The organism is Enterococcus rotai, assembly GCF_001465345.1.
In the GTDB taxonomy this organism is placed as follows: Bacteria; Bacillota; Bacilli; order Lactobacillales; family Enterococcaceae; genus Enterococcus_L; species Enterococcus_L rotai.
The window spans coordinates 2,863,336-2,885,892 of sequence record NZ_CP013655.1; the positions used below are offsets into that span (position 1 = coordinate 2,863,336).

Genomic DNA, 22,557 nt, shown 5'->3' on the forward strand with positions numbered 1-22,557 from the left:
CCCTATTTTCCTGTCAAGGCTAATCAAGCTCTTTCAGCTTTTAAATTAGGAGGAAACGTTATGAGAAAAAATCGTTTATCGGTTGTTGTCGTCATTATTGTTGTTTATTTAATTGGTTCGTTCTTTGTAGAAAAAAAAGAATCAGCTAAAGAGAAGTTACCAACTGTGGGGGTCTTACAGTTTGTTAGTCATCCTGCTTTAGATCAGATTTATAAAGGGATTCAAGCTGGATTGAAGGAAAAAGGGTATGAGGATGGAAAAAATATGACGATCGCTTTTCAAAATGGACAAGCAGATCAAAGTAAGTTAGCTACGATGAGTCAGCAATTGGTGCAAGAAAAAAAATCTGATGTTTTGATCGGGATTGCAACACCTGCGGCCCAAGCGCTAGCGAATACAACCACAGAAATCCCTATTGTTCTCGGTGCAATCACGGACCCAGTCAGTGCTGGACTTGTAAAAGATAACCAAAAGCCTGGTGGCAATATCACTGGAGTTAGTGATAAATCGCCAGTGGATGCTCAGTTTGATTTAGTGACTGAGATTTTGCCGAAGAGTAAAAAAGTCGGAATCTTATATGCCTCATCTGAAGAAAATTCTAAATATCAGGTTGAAGAAGCAAAAAACGTTGCAGAGAAAAAGGGAATGAGCGTAAAAACGTACGCAGTACCGTCAAGTAATGAAATTGCACAAACAGTTCAAGTAATGACGAGTGAAGTGGACTTTATTTATATTCCAACGGATAATACAATTGCAAATGCGATGCAAACTGTCGTCAATGAAGCTGATAAAACAAAAACACCGATCATTCCTTCTGTAGATACTATGGTAGAACAAGGTGGGCTGGCTACCGTAGGGATCAATCAATTTGACTTAGGTGTTCAAACTGGTAAAATGGCCGCGGATATCTTATCAGGAAAAGCCAAACCTGCAACGACTGCTATCTATACATTTAAAACAGGTGATATAATTGTTAATCAAAAACAAGCTGATAAATTAGGAATATCAATTCCAGAAAAAATCAAGTCAAAAGCGAAGAGCGTAGACTAAACAAAGGAGAGAATCAAATGATTGTTTCAGCAATTGGACAAGGAATGTTATGGGCAATACTAGGATTAGGTATTTTTATGACCTATCGAATTTTAAATTTTCCCGATATGACGACAGAAGGCTCATTTCCATTAGGAGGAGCCGTATGTGTCACAGCAATCACATCAGGAATTCATCCAATCATAGCTACGTTGTTGGGTGTTTTAGCTGGGATGTGTGCGGGCTTGGTAACAGGACTACTATTTACTAAAGGGAAAATCCCAGTGATTTTGGCAGGTATTTTGGTGATGTCCGGGTTGAATTCGGTTATTCTTTATGTGATGCAGACACCAAATTTATCTTTACTGAACAAGCCAAAGATTCAAGATTTCTTTTTACAACTAAATTTGCCTAACTACTATGATATTGTCTTTTTAGGTGTGATATTTTTAGCAATCATCATTAGCTTATTATTGTTTTTCTTTAATACAAATTTAGGACAAGCCTATATTGCAACGGGAGATAATGAGCATATGGCGCGTTCAATCGGGATCAAGACAGATTCCATGAAAATATTAGGTTTGACATTATCTAATGGTGTGATTGCTCTGTCAGGAGCGTTGATTGCCCAAAATGATGGTTATGCGGACGTTAACAAAGGGACTGGTGTGATTGTTATTGGATTAGCGTCAATCATTATTGGTGAAGTGTTGTTTGGTGAATTGACTTTTGCAGAACGTTTAGTCGCTATCGTGGTCGGGAGTATCATCTATCAACTGCTGATCTTACTAGTCATCAAGTTAGGGTTTGACACTACGTACTTAAAAGTCTTTTCAGCTGTGATTTTAGCCGCATGCTTAATGATTCCTCAGTTAAAAAAGGCTCTGAATCTACACTTTTTGCCATCAAAGGAGGATGAAAGATGAGTACGGTTTTAGAACTTAAACATGCAACAAAACGGATCGACAATGGTTTAAATGAAACAAAAACTATCTTGAATAATGTCAATTTAACGATTACTCAAGGAGAATTTGTGACTGTCTTAGGTGGTAATGGAGCAGGAAAAAGCACTTTATTCAATAGTATTGCTGGCACCACTTCTTTGAGCGAAGGAGAGTTATTGATCAACGAGCAAAATATTACAACTTTTTCTGAAGAAAAGCGGGCCAAATATTTATCTCGTGTGTTTCAAGACCCCAAAATGGGTACGGCGCCTAGAATGACTGTTGCTGAGAACTTATTATTAGCACTTTATCGTGGGAAAAAACGTGGGTTGCGTTTACGTAAGATCAATGAGGAAAGAGCATTTTTTACCAAAATTTGTAGCGAGGTCGGTAATGGCTTGGAAAACCATTTAGATACCCCAACAGGGAATTTATCAGGCGGGCAAAGACAAGCTTTAAGTTTATTAATGGCAACACTGACTAAGCCTGAGCTGTTACTTTTAGATGAGCATACAGCGGCTTTAGATCCTAAAACGTCGAAACAATTGATGCGATTGACGGATCAAAGAATCAAAGAAGGGCAGTTGACCTGTTTAATGATTACCCATCGGATGGAAGATGCGTTGCATTATGGGAATCGGCTGATTGTTTTACAAAAGGGCCAAATCGTTAAAGATCTAAACAAGGAAGAAAAAGAAAAATTAAGCTTGCAGGATTTGTTGTTGTTTTTTGAAGAAGAGACAGAAGAAATTTCGCTAGATTAATCTAAAAACTCGATCAAGGCTGTTTGTTTACTTGATCGAGTTTTTAAGTTAAGTTTTTTTAAAGCCAGCTCTATTTTTGTCTAGTACATTTTTCAATAATCGTTCGACGATTCCAGTGACCATAAAGCCAGCGGCAATCGCGCCAGCAGTCATGATTACTTTGATGATTGAATGGAACCCTAAAACATAATCACCTAAAACAATGCTTCTGACCGCTTGATAGGCAGGACCACCTGGTACTAATGGAACAAGGCTGGGAATATTAAAAATCGTCATCGGCATCTTTTTTTTACGAGAAAAATAAATACTTAACAACCCAATTCCGATTGCGCCTAAAAAGTTAGCAAAGATCGCTCCTGCTTCTAAGTTTTTCGTAGACCAATAAATCATCCAGCCTACAGCACCTGTGATACCACAAGCATTTAAAAGCTTTCTGGGAACATTTGTTACAATGCCAAAAGTAACGGTACTTAAATAACTAAATAAACAATGTATGAGTACTTCCACGTTCAATTCTCCTTACATAAATAATTTAAAAACGATGGCAATTCCGATACCGATTGATCCAGCAATAAATATTGCTTCAGTGGCTCGTGCTGTTCCACTTAAAAGATGTCCTGCTAGTATGTCTCTAAAAGAGTTTGTAATAGCTACACCAGGGACAAGAGGCATCACGGCCCCAATAATGATATTATCAATATTGCCTGCTAAGTGGAATTTGACTGCTAGATAAGCAAGTAGCCCAATGGTAAAAGCAGCAAGAAAGTCATCAAGAAATTTGATGTTCAGCCATTCTTTTGTGAAGTACGCCACGCTATATCCAATCATACCAATCAAAAATGTAGCAAGAAAGTCATGCCAATTGCCACCAAAAATGTACATCAGAGTGCAGCTGACAAGACCTGCTGCAAGAATTTGTAGTGAAACGGAATACGTTGGTGCTTCATGATTGATATTTGTGAGCTTGTGATTAAGTTCTACTAATGAGATTTCTTTATCCGCGAATTTTCGCGAAAGGTTATTAACGATAGCAACTTTTTCTAAATTAATACTCCGTTCTGTAACATTTTCTAATTGAGTATAATTACTAGAGCGAAAGCCCATAAAAAGACCAGTAGCGGTTACATAACTAACACTTTCTTTTTGACCAGCATTTTCCGCAATCCGGTTCATTGTATCTTCAACTCGGTAAACTTCAGAACCACTTTCTGTCATGATCTTGCCAGCCATCAAACATGTATCTAAGATAAGTTGTGTATTTGTTTGTTTATTTTCCTCCATGGAACAAAACTCCTTACATTAAATTCGCAGTAAAATTAGTGTATCATTTTTTTGAGATGTTTGAAATGAATAAAATCATTCGAAGACAAAAAAAGAAGCTAAGCTAATTTTAGAATTTCCTTAGAATTATAAAGAAACACTAAAAAATTGTTGGAAACTTCACAGATACCTAAAACATCCTTGCTTTTTCTAAGCAAAAGTCCTATCCTTATAGGTAACAAACCAAAGGGGTCTAGATATTATGGATAAGCAATGGTCACTTTATTCAGTAAGCAGTCTGATTTTACTTATATTGTTAAAAAGAACGTTCGATCAAGGACATCTAGGATTAAGTGCTATTTTACTTTTTCTCTTACTGATTCAAGTGACAGGAACCATTATCTGTGTTCATCAAAAAAGACATAAAAAAGAAATCCCATCTTCTAAATAAGAAGTGGGATTTTTTTATGGAGTTGCCAGCTTAAATCAAGTCAAAATGTTTTAAGGCATGGACAATTCCGCCTTCAGTATTTTTCTTAGTAATAAAGCTAGATCGTTCTTTGAGTTCCTTACGTGCATTGCCCATAGCAATTTTATTGTCGCATGCTTCAAATAACGCAAGATCGTTGATTCCGTCACCAAAAGCAAACGTAGGAACGTTTGGTAAGTCGAGGGTTTTGAACAGGTTTTGAACGCCAGTTCCTTTAGAAACGCCCTTTCTAACTGTATCGATAGAGTAGGGGCCATTACGATAAAAGGTCATTTCTGGAAAATTCTTTAAATAGTGCTCATCGCCATCCTCTGAGAGAACTAACATCATATTAACCGTTTTATCTTTCAAACTGGAATGATCGATTACAGGTGCTTGGGAATGGATAAAGGCATACGCATTTGTGACTATGTCATTATGACCAGAACACCAAATTTGTTGATCATTATAAAAGGATAGTTCATGACCAAGACTTTTGACCTGTTCATACATTTTTAAACATTCTTCGTAAGTAAATTCATCGGAATAGACTTTCTTTCCCTCAACTTGAATAAATTGACCATTCATTACGATTGCTGAATCAATTCCGCTAGCTTTCATAATATGTTCGATTTCTACTATTGTCCGACCGGTTGCAATCAAAGGTAAGATATTGTTATTTTTTAATGCTTGAATAGCATTTGTGATCTCTGGTGTAATTTGTGATTTGTGATCCAATAATGTACCATCTAAATCAAAAAATGTGACTGCTTGGATATTTTTCATGAATTTTCAACGTCCTTTCATCCCTAATAGTATCAAAGATTGAACAAAAGACAAAGCTTTTTTGAAGAAAGATAGAAGTTATTGGAGCTGGCCGATTTTTAGAGTATAATATAAATGACGTTAAACTTGAAGGAAAGAGGCGATTAAAATAATGAATGTATTGATGATAGAAGATAATGAGTCTGTTTCAGAAATGATGCAAATGTTTTTTTTAAATGAGGGCTGGGAGGCTACGTTTAAATATGATGGTAAAGAAGGACTTGATGCCTTCTTAGAAAACCCAGAAAAATGGGATATGATCACACTTGATTTGAATTTACCGACGATGGATGGTATGGCAGTTTGCCGTGAGGTTCGGAAAGTGTCAAATACAGTTCCGATCATTATGTTGACAGCAAGAGATTCCGAAAGTGATCAAGTGATCGGTTTGGAGATGGGAGCAGATGACTACGTCACCAAACCATTCAGCCCATTGACATTGATTGCCCGAATCAAAGCGCTCCATCGTCGTTCTGAAATCGGGGAGCATGCGGTAGAAGGATCAGAACGTTCAGACGATCAATTTGATGTGGAGACAGATCATTTCAAGATGAATACTAAAACTAGAGAAGCTTATCTGGATGACAAACTAATTGGCGGATTGACACCAAAAGAATTCGATTTGCTTTATACGTTAGCGAAAAAGCCAAGACAAGTATTTTCACGTGAGCAGTTACTGGAAATGGTTTGGGATTATCAATATTTTGGTGATGAACGGACTGTGGATGCTCACATTAAAAAGTTACGTCAAAAAATTGAAAAGGTTGGACCACAGGTTATTCAAACAGTTTGGGGCGTAGGGTATAAATTTGACGATTCTGGAGTAGCATAGATGAAATATTTATATCAACAATTATTGGCTTTTTGGGGTGTGATCATTCTAATTATATTGATCGTGGGGACATCTTTTACCCAATTAACCAAAAAAACATTACAGGATACCAATTATGAGCAGCTTCGTGGATATGCTATATCCGCTTGGAAAACCAAAGATTCGATCAATAGAATGCCAGGGATGACGGATCAAGACATTTGGAACACTTCGTTTCAGTTATTTGAAGGATTTTTAAGCAATCAAGATGTTCAGTTTGTTTTTTATGATCGAAATATGCAGGTGCAATACCCTCTGAGTTCAGAAAAAAAACTTGATAACACAGTTATTAAAGAAAATTGGGATGCCTTAATGCAAGGGCAGCAAGAATATGCGACGATCGACAGAGATATTTACGGCAATAAAAATATGTCATCTTATGTAATGATGCCGGTCAGCAAAACCAATGTTCAATCCAATGAGAACATCATTATTGGTGCGTTAGTCATTACACAACCAGCAAAAAATGTTTCAGATAGTGTCGATGCAATAACGGCCAATTTATTCAAAGGCTTTATTATATCCAGCATCGTTGGATTGATCCTAAGTTATTTCTTTGCTAGTTTCCAAGTGAAGCGAATCAATCGAATGAGAAAAGCAACGAAAGAAATCACGAGCGGTAATTTTGATATTAAATTGGTTACGCATGACAAAGATGAATTCGATGATTTAGCAGAAGATTTTAACAAAATGGCTGAGTCTTTAAAGGAATCTAGAGAAGAAATTGATCGACAAGAAGATCGGCGTCGCCAATTTATGGCGGATGCTTCCCATGAGATGAGAACGCCACTCACAACCATTAATGGCTTGTTGGAGGGGCTGCAATATAATGCGATTCCGGAAAGCCAAAGAGAAAATGCGATTAAATTGATGCAAAATGAAACTTCACGGTTAATTCGCTTAGTCAATGAAAACTTAGATTATGAAAAAATCAGAACCAATCAAATTAGTATTGTGGTCAAAAAGTTTGATGCAACTGAAACGTTGAAGAATATCCTGACGCAGTTAGAAGGGAAAGCTGAATCAGCGAATGATCAGTTGATATTAGAAGCCGATGAAGCAATCGATGTTTATGCGGATTATGATCGTTTTGTTCAAATCATGGTTAATATTATTCAAAATGCGATTCAATTTACGCAAGATGGAGAGATTCGGGTTCACTTGCAAAAAGGGTACTTGGAGACGATCATTACGATTTCAGATACTGGAATAGGCATGACGGAGGAACAAGTTCAAAACATTTGGGATCGATATTACAAAGTTGATCCTTCTCGCAAGAATACAAAATATGGTGAGTCCGGTTTAGGGCTATCTATCGTTCAACAATTGGTTCGTCTGCACAAAGGGAAGATCAGTGTAGAAAGTCAGGAAGGTCAAGGAACTAGTTTTACTATTTCATTTCCTGATGTTGAAATAGAAGACGAAACCTAGAAAAAGCGCCAATCAAACAGAAAATGTTTGATTGGCGCTTTTTTAAGCTGTTTTAATGATTTTATCCATATATGGACTTTCAGCAATTTGAATATCATTCGTTAAAACTAAAATCGCTTTTTGTTTTTCTTTTGCGATTTTTTGAAGTAAGGGTAGTAGCTCTTGTCTTTGACTAATCGTTAGTTTTTGGAAGATATCATCAATAATAATGATATCTTTTTCTAGTAGTAATAATTGAATCAACTGGAGTTTGATTTGTTCGAAAGTATTTAATTGATCCTCTGATTTGTTTAATACACTTGCTGGAAGAGAAACGTAGGTGAATAAATCGTTCAGTCGTTTCTTTTTGTCCTTTTCCTTGATTGAAGTTCCTACAAATAAATTATCTCTAATCGAAAGATAAGGCAAAAAGATATTTTCAGATAGAATAAAGCCAATCGCCATGGCCTGTTTCATATCAAATGTTTTATCAATTAAAAAATAAAAATCAGCTTGGATACTACTTTGATCTTCTAAAACGACCGTCATATGTTGCTGTTGAAATAGCTCTTTGAAACTGTCTTCAGTCCAATTATTTGCTAAAGGAAAATTCATGTACTCACATCCTAAATACTTTTTTCGATTGTTTTGAAAGAAGAGAAGTGGAAATTAAGGTGCTCAACGCTGTAATCGATAGTACTAAGAAAGAACTCTTTGAGAACGCTCTAAAAATTGCAGCACCAGGTAAGTTGCTTATTCGTAAGGACAGAAAGTGCGTGTCGGCAGTTGAATCTATTAGTTGACTGCTCGGCGTACTCTCAATTATCATCTTAGAGGAGAAAAGTGTCACTCTCTTAATACCTAGTTCATTAGCGAGGATGGGTCTGGCTTGGATTAAAATGTATTCATATGTATGTTGGCAGACACCAAGAAAAACAGCAGTAACAAGTATGCCAAATGCGATTGGAATAATACTCTCTAAAATGGATTGCTTCATGACGAAACCATTTGAAAATCCCATAATACGCCATTTCATCATATCTTGTTTTTTTAATTTCAATGAAATAAAGAGTAATAGTGTAATTAAAATTGTCCATAGAACTAACGTAACAACATATAAAGAAGTATATAGTTGCATAATTTTTTGATAATTGAAGTGGTAATCAGTGTTGTTGATTACGGTACTGACTTGGTTGTACAATGATCTTTCTAGATCCTTAAGATTCAGAATACTCGTTAATAGAAATAGAAAAAGAGCCGAGCAGACACCAATACTAAAAGAAATTTTTTTATGATAAGAAACGCTGGCAAAAGCGTAACGGATGTTTTTCAACTAGGTTCACCTCACTAAACTAAGTATAAAAGAAGAATATGAATAAATTATGAATAAGATATAAAAAAGCTTGAGTAATTTACTCAAGCTTTCGTGATTATTTACCAGATTTTAAATAGTCTTGGTAAGTTTCAGTATGGTATTTATCAACGGTAGAAGTATTGTTGTTTTTACTGTAAACACTTGTGGATTTATTGCCTTTTTCATCTTCAATTTTTTCTAATTGTTTCAATTGATCTTTGTAATTGTAATCATCCGGATTGACTGGTGTTAATCCGCTATTTGTATAGAAACGTAGCAAATCACCGTTTGTCGTTTGATCAGACATTGATAACTGTAAATTAGCTTGTTCTTTCAATGCTTTAGCTTCTTGTTTTTCCTGCTCAGTGGGTTCTTCTAGCAGACGACCAGTAGCAGTTTCATAGATACTAGAGCCTAACATTGTATATTTAGGTGAAACGTAATTACCATTTCTAAATGCAACCAGTTGTGAATTGTCTTTAGAGAATAAATCTTGACCCATTTGAATGTAGTTTTTCGTGTCAACACCCATTAAATGTAATAGGGTAGGTAACGCATCGATTTGACCACCATACGTATGATTGATTCCGCCATTTGTTTGACCTGGAATATGAATCATATAAGGAACGCGCTGCATGCTTGAATTGTCAAAGTCATTCCAAGTTGATTTTGATTTCCCAAGTAATTCCGCTAAGTTCTGGTTTCTAGAAGTCGAAACGCCGTAGTGATCACCATAAAGGACGATTACAGAGTTTTCATACAGACCAGAAGCTTTTAAATAATTAAAGAATTCTTCAACGGCTTTATCAAGATAGTTCGCTGTAGCAAAATAGCCGTTGATTGTTTCATCAGATGTTTGAGCAATCGGGAATCCAGCTTCATCATTCGTAAATTGAGAATATGGATAGTGATTTGAAACAGCAATAAATTTAGAGTAAAACGGTTGTTGCAAGTGTTCCAAATATTGAGCCGATTGTTGGAAGAACGGTTTATCATGCAGGCCGTATTGGAATGAATTATCTTCATTAACATCATAGTAATTAGCATCAAAGAAATAATTATAACCTAAATGCTTGTATGTTTCGTTACGGTTCCAGAAGTTACCAGCATTCCCATGGAAGACAGCACTTGTATAACCGGCTTCTTGACCTAAAATAGCAGGAGCTGCTTCAAAGGTATTTTTACCACCAACTTGAGTGAATAATGAACCTTGATCTAAACCAAATAACGAATTTTCAAACATGGTTTCAGCATCACTTGTTTTTCCTTGACCCACTTGGTGGAAGAAATTATCAAAACTATAGGTACTGTTACTGTGATATAAGCTATTGATAAATGGTGTTACAACATGCTCAACACCTTTTTCATCTTTCAATTTGTAATCAATCAAAAATTGTTGGAAACTTTCTAAGTGAATATAAATCACATTTTTTCCTTTAGCCATACCAAATGTATCAGGGTTTGGTGCGGCATAATGACTTTTGACGTAATCTGAAACAGCGTCCATATCATTTTCACTAGCTTCTGCTCGAACTTGGTTCGTTTGGTAGGTAGTAACACCATCATAAACTGTAAAAGCGTTTAAGCCTAAAAACTTAACGATATAATCACGAGAGAACTGGCGACCCAATAATTGAGGACGAGCTGTTTCGGCTAATGTTAAGTTTGCGACAAAAAACAAAGCAGATAACATACTAATTGAAACGGCAACTCGTGCTCTAACAGGACGTTCATCCATTTTGATCTTTTTAGTTAGCAATAAAATACCAATTATAATGAAATCAAGCCAATAAAGGACATCGTAGGGTCTAAACAAACGTAAGGCACTTTCGCCAAGTCCGCTAGCAACCTTCCCAGCACCAAGCATTGTATTCACCGTAATAAAGTCAGTAAATTCTCTGTAATACACTACATTAGAGAATAGTAGTAACGTCAACAGAAAATACAAGACCATCATCGTAATATAGGAAGCTTTCTTTCTTCTCACATATAAAGCAATTGCCAATAAGAAAAACGTAGAAGCAATTGGGTTAATAAAGAGAATGAAATATTCAAAAGCATTCTCGATTCTTAAATGAAAATCAACTGTATAAGCAAAAATGTTTTTCAACCAAATCAACACAGCCACAAACCCAAAAAGTCCTAAACGCGTGTTTAAAAACTTAGGCATATGTATTTTTTTTATAATATTCAAAGTAAACGTATCCTTTCTAAAATCAGATCTAAGAGAAAGTAATTTGAAAAATCTCCATTAACTTTCTATACACTCTTCCAATTTTACTCTCTCTGTAATTCTATGTCAATTTAAATCAAGATTCTAGCTAGTAAAGTTAATAAAATTTTACTTTTCTTAAGATATCAGAAATTAGATAATTGATTCTAGCTAACGACAGGGATCGCTTTTTTTGATATACTAGCCAATGATGTGAATACAAGCAACCAAGCTAATTTTACTGGAAAATCAAATCTGAATTGAGGATGACATGAATGAATATAACCGTAACAAAAAAATCAGAGAAAAAATTTAAAGGAAGATATCCCCTTATTCAAAAAGAGGACCTTATTACTACGCCTAAATCATTTTCAGATGAATGGGTCACGTTTATTGATAGTAAAGGTCAATTTATTGCGACAGGCTATCTTGGTGAACAAAATAAAGGAATCGGCTGGTTAGTCAACTGGCAAGGAAATGTCGATGCAGATTTTTTAGGAAATCTATTTTTAAAAGCTAAAAGTCATCGAGTCGCATATGAACAAGATGAATCAACTTCAGCTTATCGCGTATTTAATGGAGAAGGGGATGGACTGGGGGGACTGATCATCGACCGTTATGATGATTTTGCCGTATTTTCTTGGTATAACGAAACCTTGTATCAAAAAAAAGCAGAAATTATTCGAGCGTTTAAAGCAAGTTTTCCAGAAATCAAAGGGGCATATGAAAAAGTGCGCTTTGCAACCAAATTTTTACCAGAATCACAAAAACTATTTGGAGACGATGCTCCTGAGCCACTATTGGTTGTTGAAAATGGGGTAACGTACGCTACTTATTTGAATGATGGTTTGATGACAGGGATTTTTCTGGATCAAAAAGAAGTGCGAGGGCGCCTGGTCGACGGGATCGCTGCTGGAAAAACGGTGTTGAACATGTTTAGCTATACAGGGGCATTCTCAGTTGCTAGTGCAATGGGCGGCTCAAGTACAACAACTAGTGTAGATTTAGCCAAACGTAGTTTACCAAAAACGAAAGAGCAGTTTGAAGTGAATCATTTAGCTGTGACAGATCAAAAAATCGTAGTAATGGATGTCTTCGATTATTTCAAATATGCTGTCCGAAAGCAATTAAGCTATGATGTGATCGTTCTTGATCCGCCAAGTTTTGCTCGTAATAAGAAAAAAGTGTTTTCTGTTGCTAAAAATTACGGTGACTTAGTCAAGGATTCTGTAGATATTTTGTCAGATAAAGGCTTATTGATCGCCTCAACGAATGCTGCGAATATCTCTCTGGAAAAATATAAAAAAATGATTGTTGCAGCATTAGAAGAAAAGCAGGTGAACTATCGATTTAAGGAAACGTATCAATTACCAAGTGATTTTAAAACGAATAAACATTTTGAAGAAGGGAACTACCTAAAAGTTTTCTTCATTGAAATAGAAAAATAAGGAAAAGAGCTTGTTCTGTAAAAAAAAGAACAAGCTCTTTTCTTTAGTGATAAAACATGTTTTGTGCAAATGGCACAATAAATTCTTTAAAACGTAGAGCAGCTGGTGAAAGAAAATGATCTTTTTTAGTTGCTAAATAAATATAGCGAGGGAAGAAGTTATCTTTCAAGGTAATTGTTTTAACATTATAGGCAGCGATCGAAGGAATTTTTGGCATCAAAGCAATTCCGTAGTCATGCGCTACAAAACCAAGCATCGTATGATCCTCCTCAACTTCGCAAACAATCGTCGGTGTAATGGCAGCCGCCGTTAACAACTTATCGAGATAAGGGCGCAAACCACTTCGTTCATTAAAATAAACAAAAGGATAATCACTTGTATCCTTTAAAGAAATCGTATCATTTATTGCTAAAGGGTGATTAATGGGGACAACTAAAACAATCTCTTGTTCAGTCAAAATCTCATAATTAAGTTGTTCATCTTCTTTTAGCTTAGAAGTAATTGCGATATCGACATCCTCTCTTAAAAGCAGATCAGTCATATCTGAGGAATTTCCCTGAAATAAATTGAAGCGAATTTGTTCATTGCCAGGATAAGCTGAAAATTCTTTCATTAACATAGGAGCTAAAAAAGAGCCAGCTGTATAGATAAAGCCAAAATCAATCAAGCCTTTGTCAGGACTAACCAATTCCTTTAAAGCTCGCTCACCTTTTGCTAGTTCTTCTAAAGCCGTTGAAACGTACGTATAGAAAAATTTTCCATATTTTGTTAGTTGGATATTTCTACCTCTTTTTTCAAATAACTGTGCATCTAATTCTTTTTCTAATTCTGACATAGAATGGCTTAAGTTTGGTTGTGTGGTATTTAATAACTTGGCCGCATGGGTCATGTGCTGAGTGTCTGCTAACATTCTAAAAAACTCTAATTGCCGCAAATTCATGTGTAAAACTCCTTATCGGTCATTTATTCATAAACACAGTTTATCAATAAATTTAGAAATATGCATCACAAATGTAAAATGAATTCGAGTAGAACTATAAAATATATTTATCTAAAACATAAAAAACATTCATTGGAATTTATCGGTTTGTTGGATTAGAATAAATTTATAGATATTGTGAATAAGGTAACAATAAAAAGCATTGTTTAAATTGTGTTTGTATTTTAGAAAAAGTACCTGTAATTAAAAGAATCAATCAATTTTTTCTACTGCTTTATCAAAAGGAAAATAGGGGAAATAGTTTGTGGTAAAAACAGTACAATCAATTTTTTTCTATTTTCCTGTCAAGGCTGAACGAGCCCGCTACGCTTTTAAAATTAGGAGGTAATCATGAATAATTATCAAGCAATCTTTGAACCGTTAACGGTTAAACGGATGACTTTAAAAAATCGTGTGGTGATGCCACCGATGGGGACGAATTTCGCCAATATGGATGGGACGTTCAGTATGCAGCATGTTTCTTATTATGAGCAACGTGCTAAGGGTGGAACGGGGTTGATCACGTTAGAAAATGTGTGTATCGATTATCCAATGGGCACTAATGGAGCTCGTCAATTAAGGATGGACAATGATCAATATATTTCAGGTCTGTGGCATTTTAATGAAAAAATGCATGCGTATGGAGCGTGTACTTCCGTTCAAATCAACCATGCTGGAGCTTCGGCTTATGGTCTACGATTAGATGGGGAACAACCAGTTTCAGCGTCGAATATTCCTTCAAAAAAAGGGAATCCAATCCCACGTCCGTTGACTGAAGAGGAAATTTATGAAATCGTGGAGCGATATGCGGATGGTGCTTTAAGAGCGCAACGTGCTGGCTTTGATTGTGTAGAAATTCACGCAGGACATTCGTATCTTTTAAGTCAGTTTTTATCTCCTTTATACAATAAACGGACGGATAAATTTGGCGGAAGCCCAGAAAATCGCGCTCGCTTAACCAAATTAGTTGTTGAAGCTGTTCGAAAAGCAGTGGGTCCTTTTTTCCCGATTTCGCTTCGTTTTAGTGCCGATGAGCTATTAGAAGGTGGGAATACCTTAGAAGATACGATTGAGATTTTAAGTTATTTTGCAGAAGAAGTCGATATTTTGAATGTTTCAGCTGCATTGAATGATAGCTTACAATATCAAATCGATAAAATGAACTTGGAAGATGGCTGGCGTGCTTACATGTCGAAAGCTGTTAAAGAACGTTTTCCAGATAAAGTTACTGTAACTTCTGGTAATATTCGTAGTCCTAAAAGAGCAACTGAAATTCTTGAATCAGGAGATGCTGATTTATTAGCGATGGGTCGTGGCTTAATTGCTGAGCCAAATTGGGTCAATAAAGTTGCCAATGGCCAAGAAGATTTACTAAGAAAATGTATTTCCTGCAATATTGGGTGTGCTGACCATCGAATTGCTAAAGCTCGTCCGATGCGCTGTACAGTCAATCCTGATCTTCATTATGAAGATGACTACAAAATGAAGCCTGTTTTACATCCAACGAAAATGGTTGTAATTGGTGGAGGAACTACCGGACTTGAAGCTGCTGCTACAGCTGCGGAAGTTGGCGTAAGTGTTGAGCTATTTGAACAAAAAGACTATTTAGGTGGCTTAGGTCACGAAATTGCACGTTTCCCTGATAAGAAAAGAATCGATGATTTTATTACCTATGAAATCAATCGTTGTAAAGAGCTTGATAATTTAGCGATTCACCTAAATCATGCAGCAACGTTAGCTGATATTGAAGCAATTGGTCCAGATATTATCGTAAACGCGACTGGAGCAAAACCTTTATTACCACCAATTAATGGATTGAAAGAACAATTAGAGAATCCAAACAGAAAAATCTTTTCTATTTTTGATATTTTAGACGACATGTCTAAATTCCAAGAATTTGAAGGAAAAGAAATCGTCGTGATCGGAGGCGGCGCGGTTGGCTTAGATGTTGTCGAATATTATGCTGAACGTGGTGCAAAAAAAGTTAGTATTGTGGAAATGCAAGGTGAAATCGGGAAAGATCTAGATTTGATTACAAAGCTTGCGATGATGGAAATCGTCGAAAAATTCGATGTGGAAGTTCATGTAGAAACAAAATTAACCGAAGTAAAAGAAAATAGTTTCTTAGTTGAAAAAGATGGCGAAATGATTGAGTTGCCATTTGATTTAGGTTTCGTATGTCTTGGAATGCGTGCAGAAGCACCAATGATTCGTGAATTAGATCAGTATGCAAGAAAGAATGGGGCTGTCCTGTTAAATATGGGGGATAGTAAAGTAGCTAGACGAATCATGGAAGGAACAAGAGAAGCACGTGACATTTTAAAAACGATTGAAGTACTAGAAAACACTCGTACACAGAAAATGTTATTTGAACAAACAAAGAGTTTACAAGCAACACAAACTATATAAAGTGAGGGAAATGAAAATGACAGAAAGAATTGACGGACACACATTATTAATTAGTTTAATTGCAACACCAATTCGTCACAGTCTATCTCCGACAATGCATAATGAAGCTTTTGCTAAGTTAGGGTTAGATTATGCTTATATGGCGTTTGAAGTAGGAAATGAAGAGTTGAAAGATGCCGTTCAGGGAATTCGTGCATTAGGGATTCGTGGTTCAAATGTTTCAATGCCGAATAAACAAGCTATTATTCCTTATTTAGACGAACTTTCGCCAGCGGCAAAGTTGGTAGGTGCAGTAAATACAGTAACAAATAAAGATGGAAAAGGTCATTTGGTGGGACATGTAACGGATGGAACTGGTGCCATGCGTGCATTGAAAGAAGAGGGTGTAGAAGTCAAAGCTCAAATCGTAACAATGACTGGAGCAGGTGGTGCAGGAACGGCAATTGCCATTCAAGCGGCCTTAGACGGTGCCAAAGAACTACGTATTTTCAACATAAATGATCAACACTATAAAAATGCAGAAGCAACAGTGAAGAAAATTAATGAGAATACCAACTGTACAGCAACCTTAACTGATTTAACTGATCAAGCAGCATTTAAGCAATCAATCAGCGAAAGTAGTATTTATATTGATGCGACAGGTGTTGGCATGAAACCTCTACAAGAAGAAAGCCTGATCAACGATCCAGAAGTGATTCGTCCAGATTTAGTTGTCTTTGATGTTGTCTACATTCCAAAAGAAACAAAATTATTAAAATTTGCTCGTGAACATGGTGCAAAAAAAACGATCAACGGTTTGGGCATGATGCTTTATCAAGGGGCAGAAGCATTTAAACATTTCACTGGGGAAGATATGCCTGTTGATTATATTAAAGAATTACTATTTAAGGACTAACAGTTAGGAGAAAATGATGAAAAACAAATACACACCGACCGCCATAGGTCTATATATCAACTACATTGTCCATGGGATGGGCGTTATTATTATTTCTCAAAACCAAAATGCATTGATGACTCAATGGGATACAGATTTGATGGGAATTGCTAAAGTTATTTCGATGTTAGGGATTGGACGTTTGATTGCAATTATGATTTCAGGGCGACTATCTGACAAATTTGGGCGTAAACCATTTATTTACTTAGGAATGGTGACATATGCCGCTTACTTCTTTGGAATTTTATATAGTCCAAGTGTTGAGTTAGCGATGTTCTTTGCAGTTGTGGCTGGGATTTCTAATTCATTCTTAGATTCTGGGACTTATCCTGCTTTAATGGAATCATTTCCAAAAACTGCAGGAACTGCAACTGTACTATTAAAAGCATTTATTCAAGGAGGACAATTTGCTCTTCCATTGATCATTAAATTTTTAGCCTCAAATCACTTATGGTTTGGTTGGTCATTTATGATCGCTGCAATTTTACTTGGTGTGAATGCCATTTTCTTATGGAAACAACCATTTCCAGATGCAGATGCAAAACTAGCTGAAGAAACGGAAGAAGCAGTTGGGCAAGCACCAACCGTTAAATTTAAATCTAAACCTAAGATGGCGATTGAAGGTGTTGCATTTGTTATTTATGGTTTTATCGCACAAGCGACGTTTTATTTAATCAGCCAATTTATCGGAACTTATGGTGAACAAGTGGCAGGGATGGCGCAAACGGATGCAGGTGTGTTAGTTTCATATTATTCGATTGGTTCATTATTATGTGTGGCGTTTACGGCAATTATGGCATCAAAAGTTCGTTCAGTTTATCTAGTGGTTATTTATACATTCGTTTCATTTTTAACGATTGCTGTAATGTGGTTGTTCCCGACACCATTAGTTTGTATGATTGGAGCAGCTTTAGTTGGTTTCTTTGCAGCGGGCGGCGTGTTACAATTAGGATTGACCGTTATGGGAGAAATGTTCCCAGCAGGAAAAGGAACCATCACAGGAATTTATTATACATTTGGTAGTATTGCATCATTTGTTATTCCTGTTGCAGCAGCACAAATTGCTAAAACCAACGTACGTGGTATCATGCTGTTTGATACGATCATAGCTGGTATCGGTTTTGTCTTAGCAGTTATTATATTTATTCGTTATCGTCAAACAATCGATACATCTAAATAGGGAGGATCCATCAAATGAATACAGTAACAGTTAAAAACGTGACTATTGGAAGTGGAAGTCCTAAAATCATTGTTCCTTTAGTGGGTAAAAATGAATCAGAATTAATAGAAGAAGCAAAACACTTATTAACGATTGATTGTGATCTTGTTGAATGGCGTGTTGATTTTTTTGATCAAGTAACTAATTTTGAAGCAACTGCTGAAATGTCAAAAAAAATTGCAGAAATTTTATCTGATAAACCAATACTTTTCACTTTTAGAACCAAACAAGAAGGTGGAGAACTTGCTTTTACAGATGAGCAATACTTTGGTTTATATAAAACGGTTATTGAACATGGGGCAATTGATTTATTAGATGTTGAGCTGTTTATGGATGATACTTTCGTTCAAGAGACGATTAAGAGAGCACATGAAAAAGCAATCAAAATCGTGATGTGTAATCATGATTTCGATCAAACACCTACTAAAGAAGAAATCGTATCAAGACTATGCATGATGCAGGAAAAAAATGCAGATATCTGCAAGATTGCGGTCATGCCACAATCTTCAAATGATGTGTTGACACTTTTAGAGGCAACGAATGAGATGAAAACGAAGCATGCAGATCGACCAATCGTAACAATGTCCATGGGGCAGCTGGGTATGGTTAGTCGCATGTGTGGCGAAGTTTTTGGTTCAGCAATGACATTTGGTGTGGCTAAAAAGGCTTCTGCACCCGGTCAAGTACCAGTAGCGGAATTACGTAAAATTCTTAAAACGTTAGCATTGTAAAAATCAGACTAGTTCGCAATGAGGAAACTTATTGGGCGCTAGTCTATTTTTCTTGCATCGATTGAATTCTTTGTTAAACTTGATTATGAGGTGAATAGCGTTGGCAAAAAAGAAAAAAATCCAAAAAACAAATGCAATACGAATTGTAGAACAGCAGAAAATTCCATATCAAGAATATGAGTTTGGATGGAGCGAGGATCATTTAAGTGCAAACAGTGTTGCTGAAAAGATCGGAATTGCAGACGGTAAAATTTTTAAAACATTGGTAACCATTGGCAATAAAACTGGTCCTGTTGTAGCAGTGATCCCTGGTAATAAGGAACTGAATTTAAAAAAATTAGCTAGTGCAAGTGGCAATAAAAAAGTGGATATGCTTCATTTGAGAGACTTAGAAGAAACAACTGGATACATTCGAGGCGGATGCTCACCAATTGGCATGAAAAAATTATTTCCAACTTATATTGCTGAAGAGGCAAGACAATTTGATACTATTATTGTGTCAGCAGGTAAAAGAGGTATGCAAATCGAATTGTCTCCGGCAGCGATTATTCAAGTTACAAAAGGGGAAATAGCAGATATAACAATGGAATAATTACTGATATTTTTGTAATGCTTGTTTGGCTAAAGTATCTGCACCTTTGTTTTGACTTTCAGGAAGCCATTTTACCAATAATAGCGGGAAACGGTTTTCTAATTGTTGAAAGGATTTAAGATAGGGCTGGAATAGTGGATTCTTAGCATGTTGCTTCTCAATTGTTTGTACCACGATCTTACTATCAGAGTGGATCAAAACCGTTTGATTATTTAATTTTTTTTCGATGACGAATTGCAGTGCTTGGATAAATACTTTAAATTCAGCTTCGTGGTTGGAACACTCACCAAGTGAAACATGCAGCTGCTCATGCAAATTTTCGCCGACAATAACGATCCCTCCGCCACTTGGACCTGGATTTCCTTTTGTTGCAGCATCGACATATAATCGTAACATAAATATCTCCTTATTTTCTTTTCGTTCAAAGTTGAAGTATGTTACTATTATAACATATTGAATTTTTATTAAGGGGTCGCTACATGAAGAAAAAAGTCTATCATTGGCAACCAGAATTATCCACAGCGATAATTTATTGGTCCTGTACATTTGGCATTTTATTTTTAAGTTTAATCTTAACATTGGAGCATACTCGTCCTTATTTGACTAGTAATATCGTGTTAGGCATCTTCTTTTTCTTTACTTTATTAGGATGCAATCGTTATTTTATGATCGAGAATGAACAATTGATCGTGCATGCGTTATTGCCAATTAGACGGAAAAAAATAACATTGTCTGCAATCGAAATGATTCGAGTTGGACCTAAATGTATCGAAATAAGCTCAATTGAGTTTAAAGAAGGTACGCAACTATTTATCATGACGAAAAAAAATAAACACGCATTTATCCAGTCAATGAAACAACAATGCTCATTGACGACCCAGATTATTGATGATCCATTATTGACTATTGGTAAACACTATTAAAAAAACAGCACTCTGCTAAGCAGAATGCTGTTTTTTCTATATTTTCTTCACATGAGCGGCTTGTAACCCTCGTGTGCCTTCCATTACTTCAAATTCTACGGCTTGATTTTCTTCTAATGACTTAAAGCCATCTTCTTCGATTGCTGTGAAATGAACAAAGATTTCTTCGTCCTCATTGTAACCAATAAAGCCGTAACCTTTTCTATTATCGAACCACTTGACGAACCCTTTTTCCATTCAAATCACGCTCCTTTATTTTCTAAAGTCTAGCATCATTATAAAGTGAAAAACGGAACTCGTCAATCTTTTGCAAAAAAGTTATTTTAATGATGGAAAAGCGCTGTGATACACGTTATAATAAGGAATAACTTAACAAATAGATTGGATAACTAAAAATAGTTCGGGAAAAGAGGTTTTATATGAAGACAGATATAGAAATTTCAAAGGAAGTTGACTTATTGCCTATTAATAAAGTAGCAGAATCAATTGGTTTAACAGATGAAGATCTAGAATTATTCGGGAAATACAAAGCTAAAATCGATTTTCAAACCATTCAGCGTCTGGCAGATAATAATGAAGGTAAATTGATCCTAGTAACTTCGATCAACCCCACGCCGGCTGGTGAAGGGAAATCAACAGTCACCATTGGTTTAGGAGATGCATTGAATCATATTGGTAAGAAAACAGTCATCGCATTACGTGAACCTTCATTGGGACCTGTTATGGGTATCAAAGGCGGTGCAACAGGTGGAGGATACGCTCAAGTGTTGCCAATGGAAGATATCAATCTGCATTTTACTGGGGATATGCATGCGATCACAACAGCTAATAATGCGCTTTCTGCTTTATTAGATAATCATATCCAACAAGGGAATGAACTTGGGATCGACGCTAGAAGGGTCATTTGGAAACGAGTAGTTGACTTGAATGATCGTGCGTTGCGTCAAGTAATCGTAGGCTTAGGCGGTCCAGTCCAAGGAGTGCCTCGTGAAGACGGTTTTGATATTACTGTGGCAAGTGAGATCATGGCCATATTATGTTTAGCAATCGACTTAGAAGATCTGAAGTTTAGGCTAGGAAATATTGTTATAGGCTATACCTTTGATCGTGATCCTGTAACGGTTAGTGATTTAGGCGTTCAAGGTGCTTTAACCTTACTATTGAAAGACGCACTCAAACCTAATTTAGTTCAAACAATATATGGCACTGCAGCATTTGTCCATGGCGGTCCATTTGCAAATATCGCACATGGCTGTAATAGTATTTTAGCAACGAAAACAGCGTTGAAGCTGGGGGATTATGTTGTAACTGAAGCAGGTTTCGGAGCTGATCTGGGTGGAGAGAAATTCTTAGATATCAAGGTCCCAAATTTAAAGAAAGCACCCGATGCAGTGGTGATTGTCGCAACGATCCGTGCGCTGAAAATGCATGGCGGAGTAGCTAAAAATGCGTTAAATACAGAAAATATTTCAGCTTTAATTAAAGGATTTTCAAATTTACACAAGCATATTGAAAATATGCAAAGTTATGGCTTACCTGTAGTTGTGGCGATCAATGAATTTGTAACCGATACTGAAAACGAAATCGAAGCTTTACGTGAATTATGTGAAGCAATCAACGTCCCTGTTGAGTTAACAAGCGTTTGGGAAAAAGGAGCTGAAGGCGGTGTTGCCTTAGCTAAACGTGTTACGCAAGTTATTGCAGAGCAAACAGCAGATTTTAAAACCATTTATCAAATGGGCATGAACTTGGAAGATAAAATCAAAGCAATCGTGACCAAAATTTATGGTGGAGAGGATGTGTCTTTTTCCAAAAAGGCCCAAATTCAATTAGCAACTTTCGAAAAATATGGGTGGGATCGTTTGCCGGTCTGTATGGCTAAAACTCAATATTCCTTATCCGATGATCCTCAAAAATTAGGGCGCCCAGAAGTGTTTACGATAACGATTCGTGAGTTGGTCCCAAAAATTGGCGCTGGATTTATTGTTGCGTTAACAGGCGATGTTATGACAATGCCAGGCTTACCAAAGAAACCAGCCGCGTTAAATATGGATGTAGATAAAGACGGGAATGCCTTTGGATTATTTTAAAATTTAGTACGAATTAAACTGAAAAACAAAAGTCGATAGTTAGTGAGACTTTTGTTTTTTTGTCATTTCGATTATTTCCATTCAAGCCAACTTC

Annotated in this window: 23 protein-coding genes; 14 read left to right on the forward strand and 9 right to left on the reverse strand. The window is 36.2% G+C overall.

Annotated features, from left to right (window positions below):
- Positions 1 to 60 precede the first annotated feature (60 nt).
- Genes trpX through ATZ35_RS12665 form a run of 3 tightly spaced genes read left to right on the forward strand, consistent with a single transcriptional unit; the run spans position 61 to position 2,737 of the window.
- Positions 61 to 1,050 carry a tryptophan ABC transporter substrate-binding protein gene (trpX, locus tag ATZ35_RS12655; RefSeq protein ID WP_208927550.1) on the forward strand — a complete coding sequence of 330 codons (990 nt, stop codon included), beginning with the start codon at positions 61 to 63 and terminating at the stop codon, positions 1,048 to 1,050.
- Between the two features lie 17 nt (positions 1,051 to 1,067).
- Positions 1,068 to 1,955 (forward strand): ABC transporter permease, encoded by an 888-nt coding sequence (locus tag ATZ35_RS12660; protein ID WP_086279564.1) that lies wholly within the window; start codon positions 1,068 to 1,070, stop codon positions 1,953 to 1,955.
- The gene (locus ATZ35_RS12665; RefSeq protein WP_208927551.1) at positions 1,952 to 2,737 is read left to right on the forward strand and encodes an ABC transporter ATP-binding protein; all 786 of its coding nucleotides are present in this window, start codon (positions 1,952 to 1,954) and stop codon (positions 2,735 to 2,737) included. Before ATZ35_RS12660 ends, ATZ35_RS12665 begins: the two co-directional genes overlap by 4 nt.
- Before the next feature lie 48 nt (positions 2,738 to 2,785).
- Here the strand turns inward: ATZ35_RS12665 and ATZ35_RS12670 are convergent, their stop codons facing one another.
- Together ATZ35_RS12670 and ATZ35_RS12675 are read right to left on the reverse strand one after the other, a co-directional pair.
- A complete protein-coding gene (locus tag ATZ35_RS12670) occupies positions 2,786 to 3,244 on the reverse strand; it encodes a threonine/serine exporter family protein (RefSeq protein WP_208927552.1) in 459 nt (152 codons plus the stop codon).
- A 12-nt stretch (positions 3,245 to 3,256) separates the two neighbouring features.
- The gene (locus tag ATZ35_RS12675) at positions 3,257 to 4,018 is read right to left on the reverse strand and encodes a threonine/serine exporter family protein (RefSeq protein WP_208927553.1); all 762 of its coding nucleotides are present in this window, start codon (positions 4,016 to 4,018) and stop codon (positions 3,257 to 3,259) included.
- A gap of 241 nt (positions 4,019 to 4,259) precedes the next feature.
- Here ATZ35_RS12675 and ATZ35_RS12680 point away from each other — a divergent pair, with 241 nt between their 5' ends.
- On the forward strand, positions 4,260 to 4,448 hold the full coding sequence (locus ATZ35_RS12680) for a hypothetical protein (RefSeq protein WP_086279560.1): 189 nt from the start codon (positions 4,260 to 4,262) through the stop codon (positions 4,446 to 4,448).
- Positions 4,449 to 4,478: 30 nt separating this feature from the next.
- Here the strand turns inward: ATZ35_RS12680 and ATZ35_RS12685 are convergent, their stop codons facing one another.
- Positions 4,479 to 5,252, reverse strand: coding sequence for a Cof-type HAD-IIB family hydrolase (locus ATZ35_RS12685; protein WP_208927554.1), 774 nt, complete (start codon positions 5,250 to 5,252; stop codon positions 4,479 to 4,481).
- A 151-nt stretch (positions 5,253 to 5,403) separates the two neighbouring features.
- Between ATZ35_RS12685 and ATZ35_RS12690 the strand changes: the two genes are divergently transcribed.
- Complete coding sequence (locus ATZ35_RS12690; RefSeq protein WP_086279558.1) at positions 5,404 to 6,123, forward strand: winged helix-turn-helix domain-containing protein; 720 nt, start codon at positions 5,404 to 5,406, stop codon at positions 6,121 to 6,123.
- On the forward strand, positions 6,124 to 7,593 hold the full coding sequence (locus tag ATZ35_RS12695; protein WP_208927555.1) for an ATP-binding protein: 1,470 nt from the start codon (positions 6,124 to 6,126) through the stop codon (positions 7,591 to 7,593).
- A gap of 42 nt (positions 7,594 to 7,635) precedes the next feature.
- On the opposite strand, the gene ATZ35_RS12700 is transcribed toward ATZ35_RS12695, so the two are convergent.
- From ATZ35_RS12700 to ATZ35_RS12710, 3 genes are all read right to left on the reverse strand, one after another.
- Entirely contained in the window at positions 7,636 to 8,187 is a 552-nt protein-coding gene (locus ATZ35_RS12700; protein ID WP_208927556.1) for a hypothetical protein, read from the reverse strand.
- 4 nt (positions 8,188 to 8,191) lie between these two features.
- The gene (locus tag ATZ35_RS12705) at positions 8,192 to 8,905 is read right to left on the reverse strand and encodes a hypothetical protein (protein ID WP_208927557.1); all 714 of its coding nucleotides are present in this window, start codon (positions 8,903 to 8,905) and stop codon (positions 8,192 to 8,194) included.
- A 97-nt stretch (positions 8,906 to 9,002) separates the two neighbouring features.
- Positions 9,003 to 11,111 carry an LTA synthase family protein gene (locus tag ATZ35_RS12710; protein ID WP_279614933.1) on the reverse strand — a complete coding sequence of 703 codons (2,109 nt, stop codon included), beginning with the start codon at positions 11,109 to 11,111 and terminating at the stop codon, positions 9,003 to 9,005.
- 302 nt (positions 11,112 to 11,413) lie between these two features.
- Here ATZ35_RS12710 and ATZ35_RS12715 point away from each other — a divergent pair, with 302 nt between their 5' ends.
- Complete coding sequence (locus tag ATZ35_RS12715) at positions 11,414 to 12,586, forward strand: class I SAM-dependent rRNA methyltransferase (RefSeq protein ID WP_208927558.1); 1,173 nt, start codon at positions 11,414 to 11,416, stop codon at positions 12,584 to 12,586.
- 43 nt (positions 12,587 to 12,629) lie between these two features.
- Here ATZ35_RS12715 and ATZ35_RS12720 read toward each other — a convergent pair whose 3' ends face one another.
- Positions 12,630 to 13,526: a LysR family transcriptional regulator gene (locus ATZ35_RS12720; RefSeq protein WP_208927559.1), complete on the reverse strand. Its 897-nt coding sequence runs from the start codon at positions 13,524 to 13,526 to the stop codon at positions 12,630 to 12,632.
- Between the two features lie 390 nt (positions 13,527 to 13,916).
- Here ATZ35_RS12720 and ATZ35_RS12725 point away from each other — a divergent pair, with 390 nt between their 5' ends.
- From ATZ35_RS12725 to ybaK, 5 genes are all read left to right on the forward strand, one after another.
- Complete coding sequence (locus ATZ35_RS12725) at positions 13,917 to 15,974, forward strand: oxidoreductase (RefSeq protein ID WP_208927560.1); 2,058 nt, start codon at positions 13,917 to 13,919, stop codon at positions 15,972 to 15,974.
- Positions 15,975 to 15,990: 16 nt separating this feature from the next.
- On the forward strand, positions 15,991 to 16,869 hold the full coding sequence (locus ATZ35_RS12730) for a shikimate dehydrogenase (RefSeq protein ID WP_208927561.1): 879 nt from the start codon (positions 15,991 to 15,993) through the stop codon (positions 16,867 to 16,869).
- 16 nt (positions 16,870 to 16,885) lie between these two features.
- Entirely contained in the window at positions 16,886 to 18,088 is a 1,203-nt protein-coding gene (locus ATZ35_RS12735; RefSeq protein ID WP_208930490.1) for an MFS transporter, read from the forward strand.
- 14 nt (positions 18,089 to 18,102) lie between these two features.
- Positions 18,103 to 18,858 (forward strand): type I 3-dehydroquinate dehydratase, encoded by a 756-nt coding sequence (gene aroD, locus ATZ35_RS12740; protein WP_208927562.1) that lies wholly within the window; start codon positions 18,103 to 18,105, stop codon positions 18,856 to 18,858.
- Positions 18,859 to 18,958: 100 nt separating this feature from the next.
- Positions 18,959 to 19,450 (forward strand): Cys-tRNA(Pro) deacylase, encoded by a 492-nt coding sequence (ybaK, locus tag ATZ35_RS12745; protein WP_208927563.1) that lies wholly within the window; start codon positions 18,959 to 18,961, stop codon positions 19,448 to 19,450.
- Here the strand turns inward: ybaK and ATZ35_RS12750 are convergent, their stop codons facing one another.
- Complete coding sequence (locus tag ATZ35_RS12750) at positions 19,451 to 19,846, reverse strand: ribonuclease HI family protein (RefSeq protein ID WP_208927564.1); 396 nt, start codon at positions 19,844 to 19,846, stop codon at positions 19,451 to 19,453. It lies immediately after the preceding gene.
- 83 nt (positions 19,847 to 19,929) lie between these two features.
- Between ATZ35_RS12750 and ATZ35_RS12755 the strand changes: the two genes are divergently transcribed.
- Positions 19,930 to 20,373 (forward strand): EbsA family protein, encoded by a 444-nt coding sequence (locus tag ATZ35_RS12755; RefSeq protein ID WP_208927565.1) that lies wholly within the window; start codon positions 19,930 to 19,932, stop codon positions 20,371 to 20,373.
- Positions 20,374 to 20,409: 36 nt separating this feature from the next.
- Here the strand turns inward: ATZ35_RS12755 and ATZ35_RS12760 are convergent, their stop codons facing one another.
- The gene (locus tag ATZ35_RS12760; protein ID WP_025869040.1) at positions 20,410 to 20,610 is read right to left on the reverse strand and encodes a cold-shock protein; all 201 of its coding nucleotides are present in this window, start codon (positions 20,608 to 20,610) and stop codon (positions 20,410 to 20,412) included.
- A gap of 182 nt (positions 20,611 to 20,792) precedes the next feature.
- Between ATZ35_RS12760 and ATZ35_RS12765 the strand changes: the two genes are divergently transcribed.
- Complete coding sequence (locus ATZ35_RS12765; protein ID WP_208927566.1) at positions 20,793 to 22,463, forward strand: formate--tetrahydrofolate ligase; 1,671 nt, start codon at positions 20,793 to 20,795, stop codon at positions 22,461 to 22,463.
- The last annotated feature ends 94 nt before the right edge of the window (positions 22,464 to 22,557 follow it).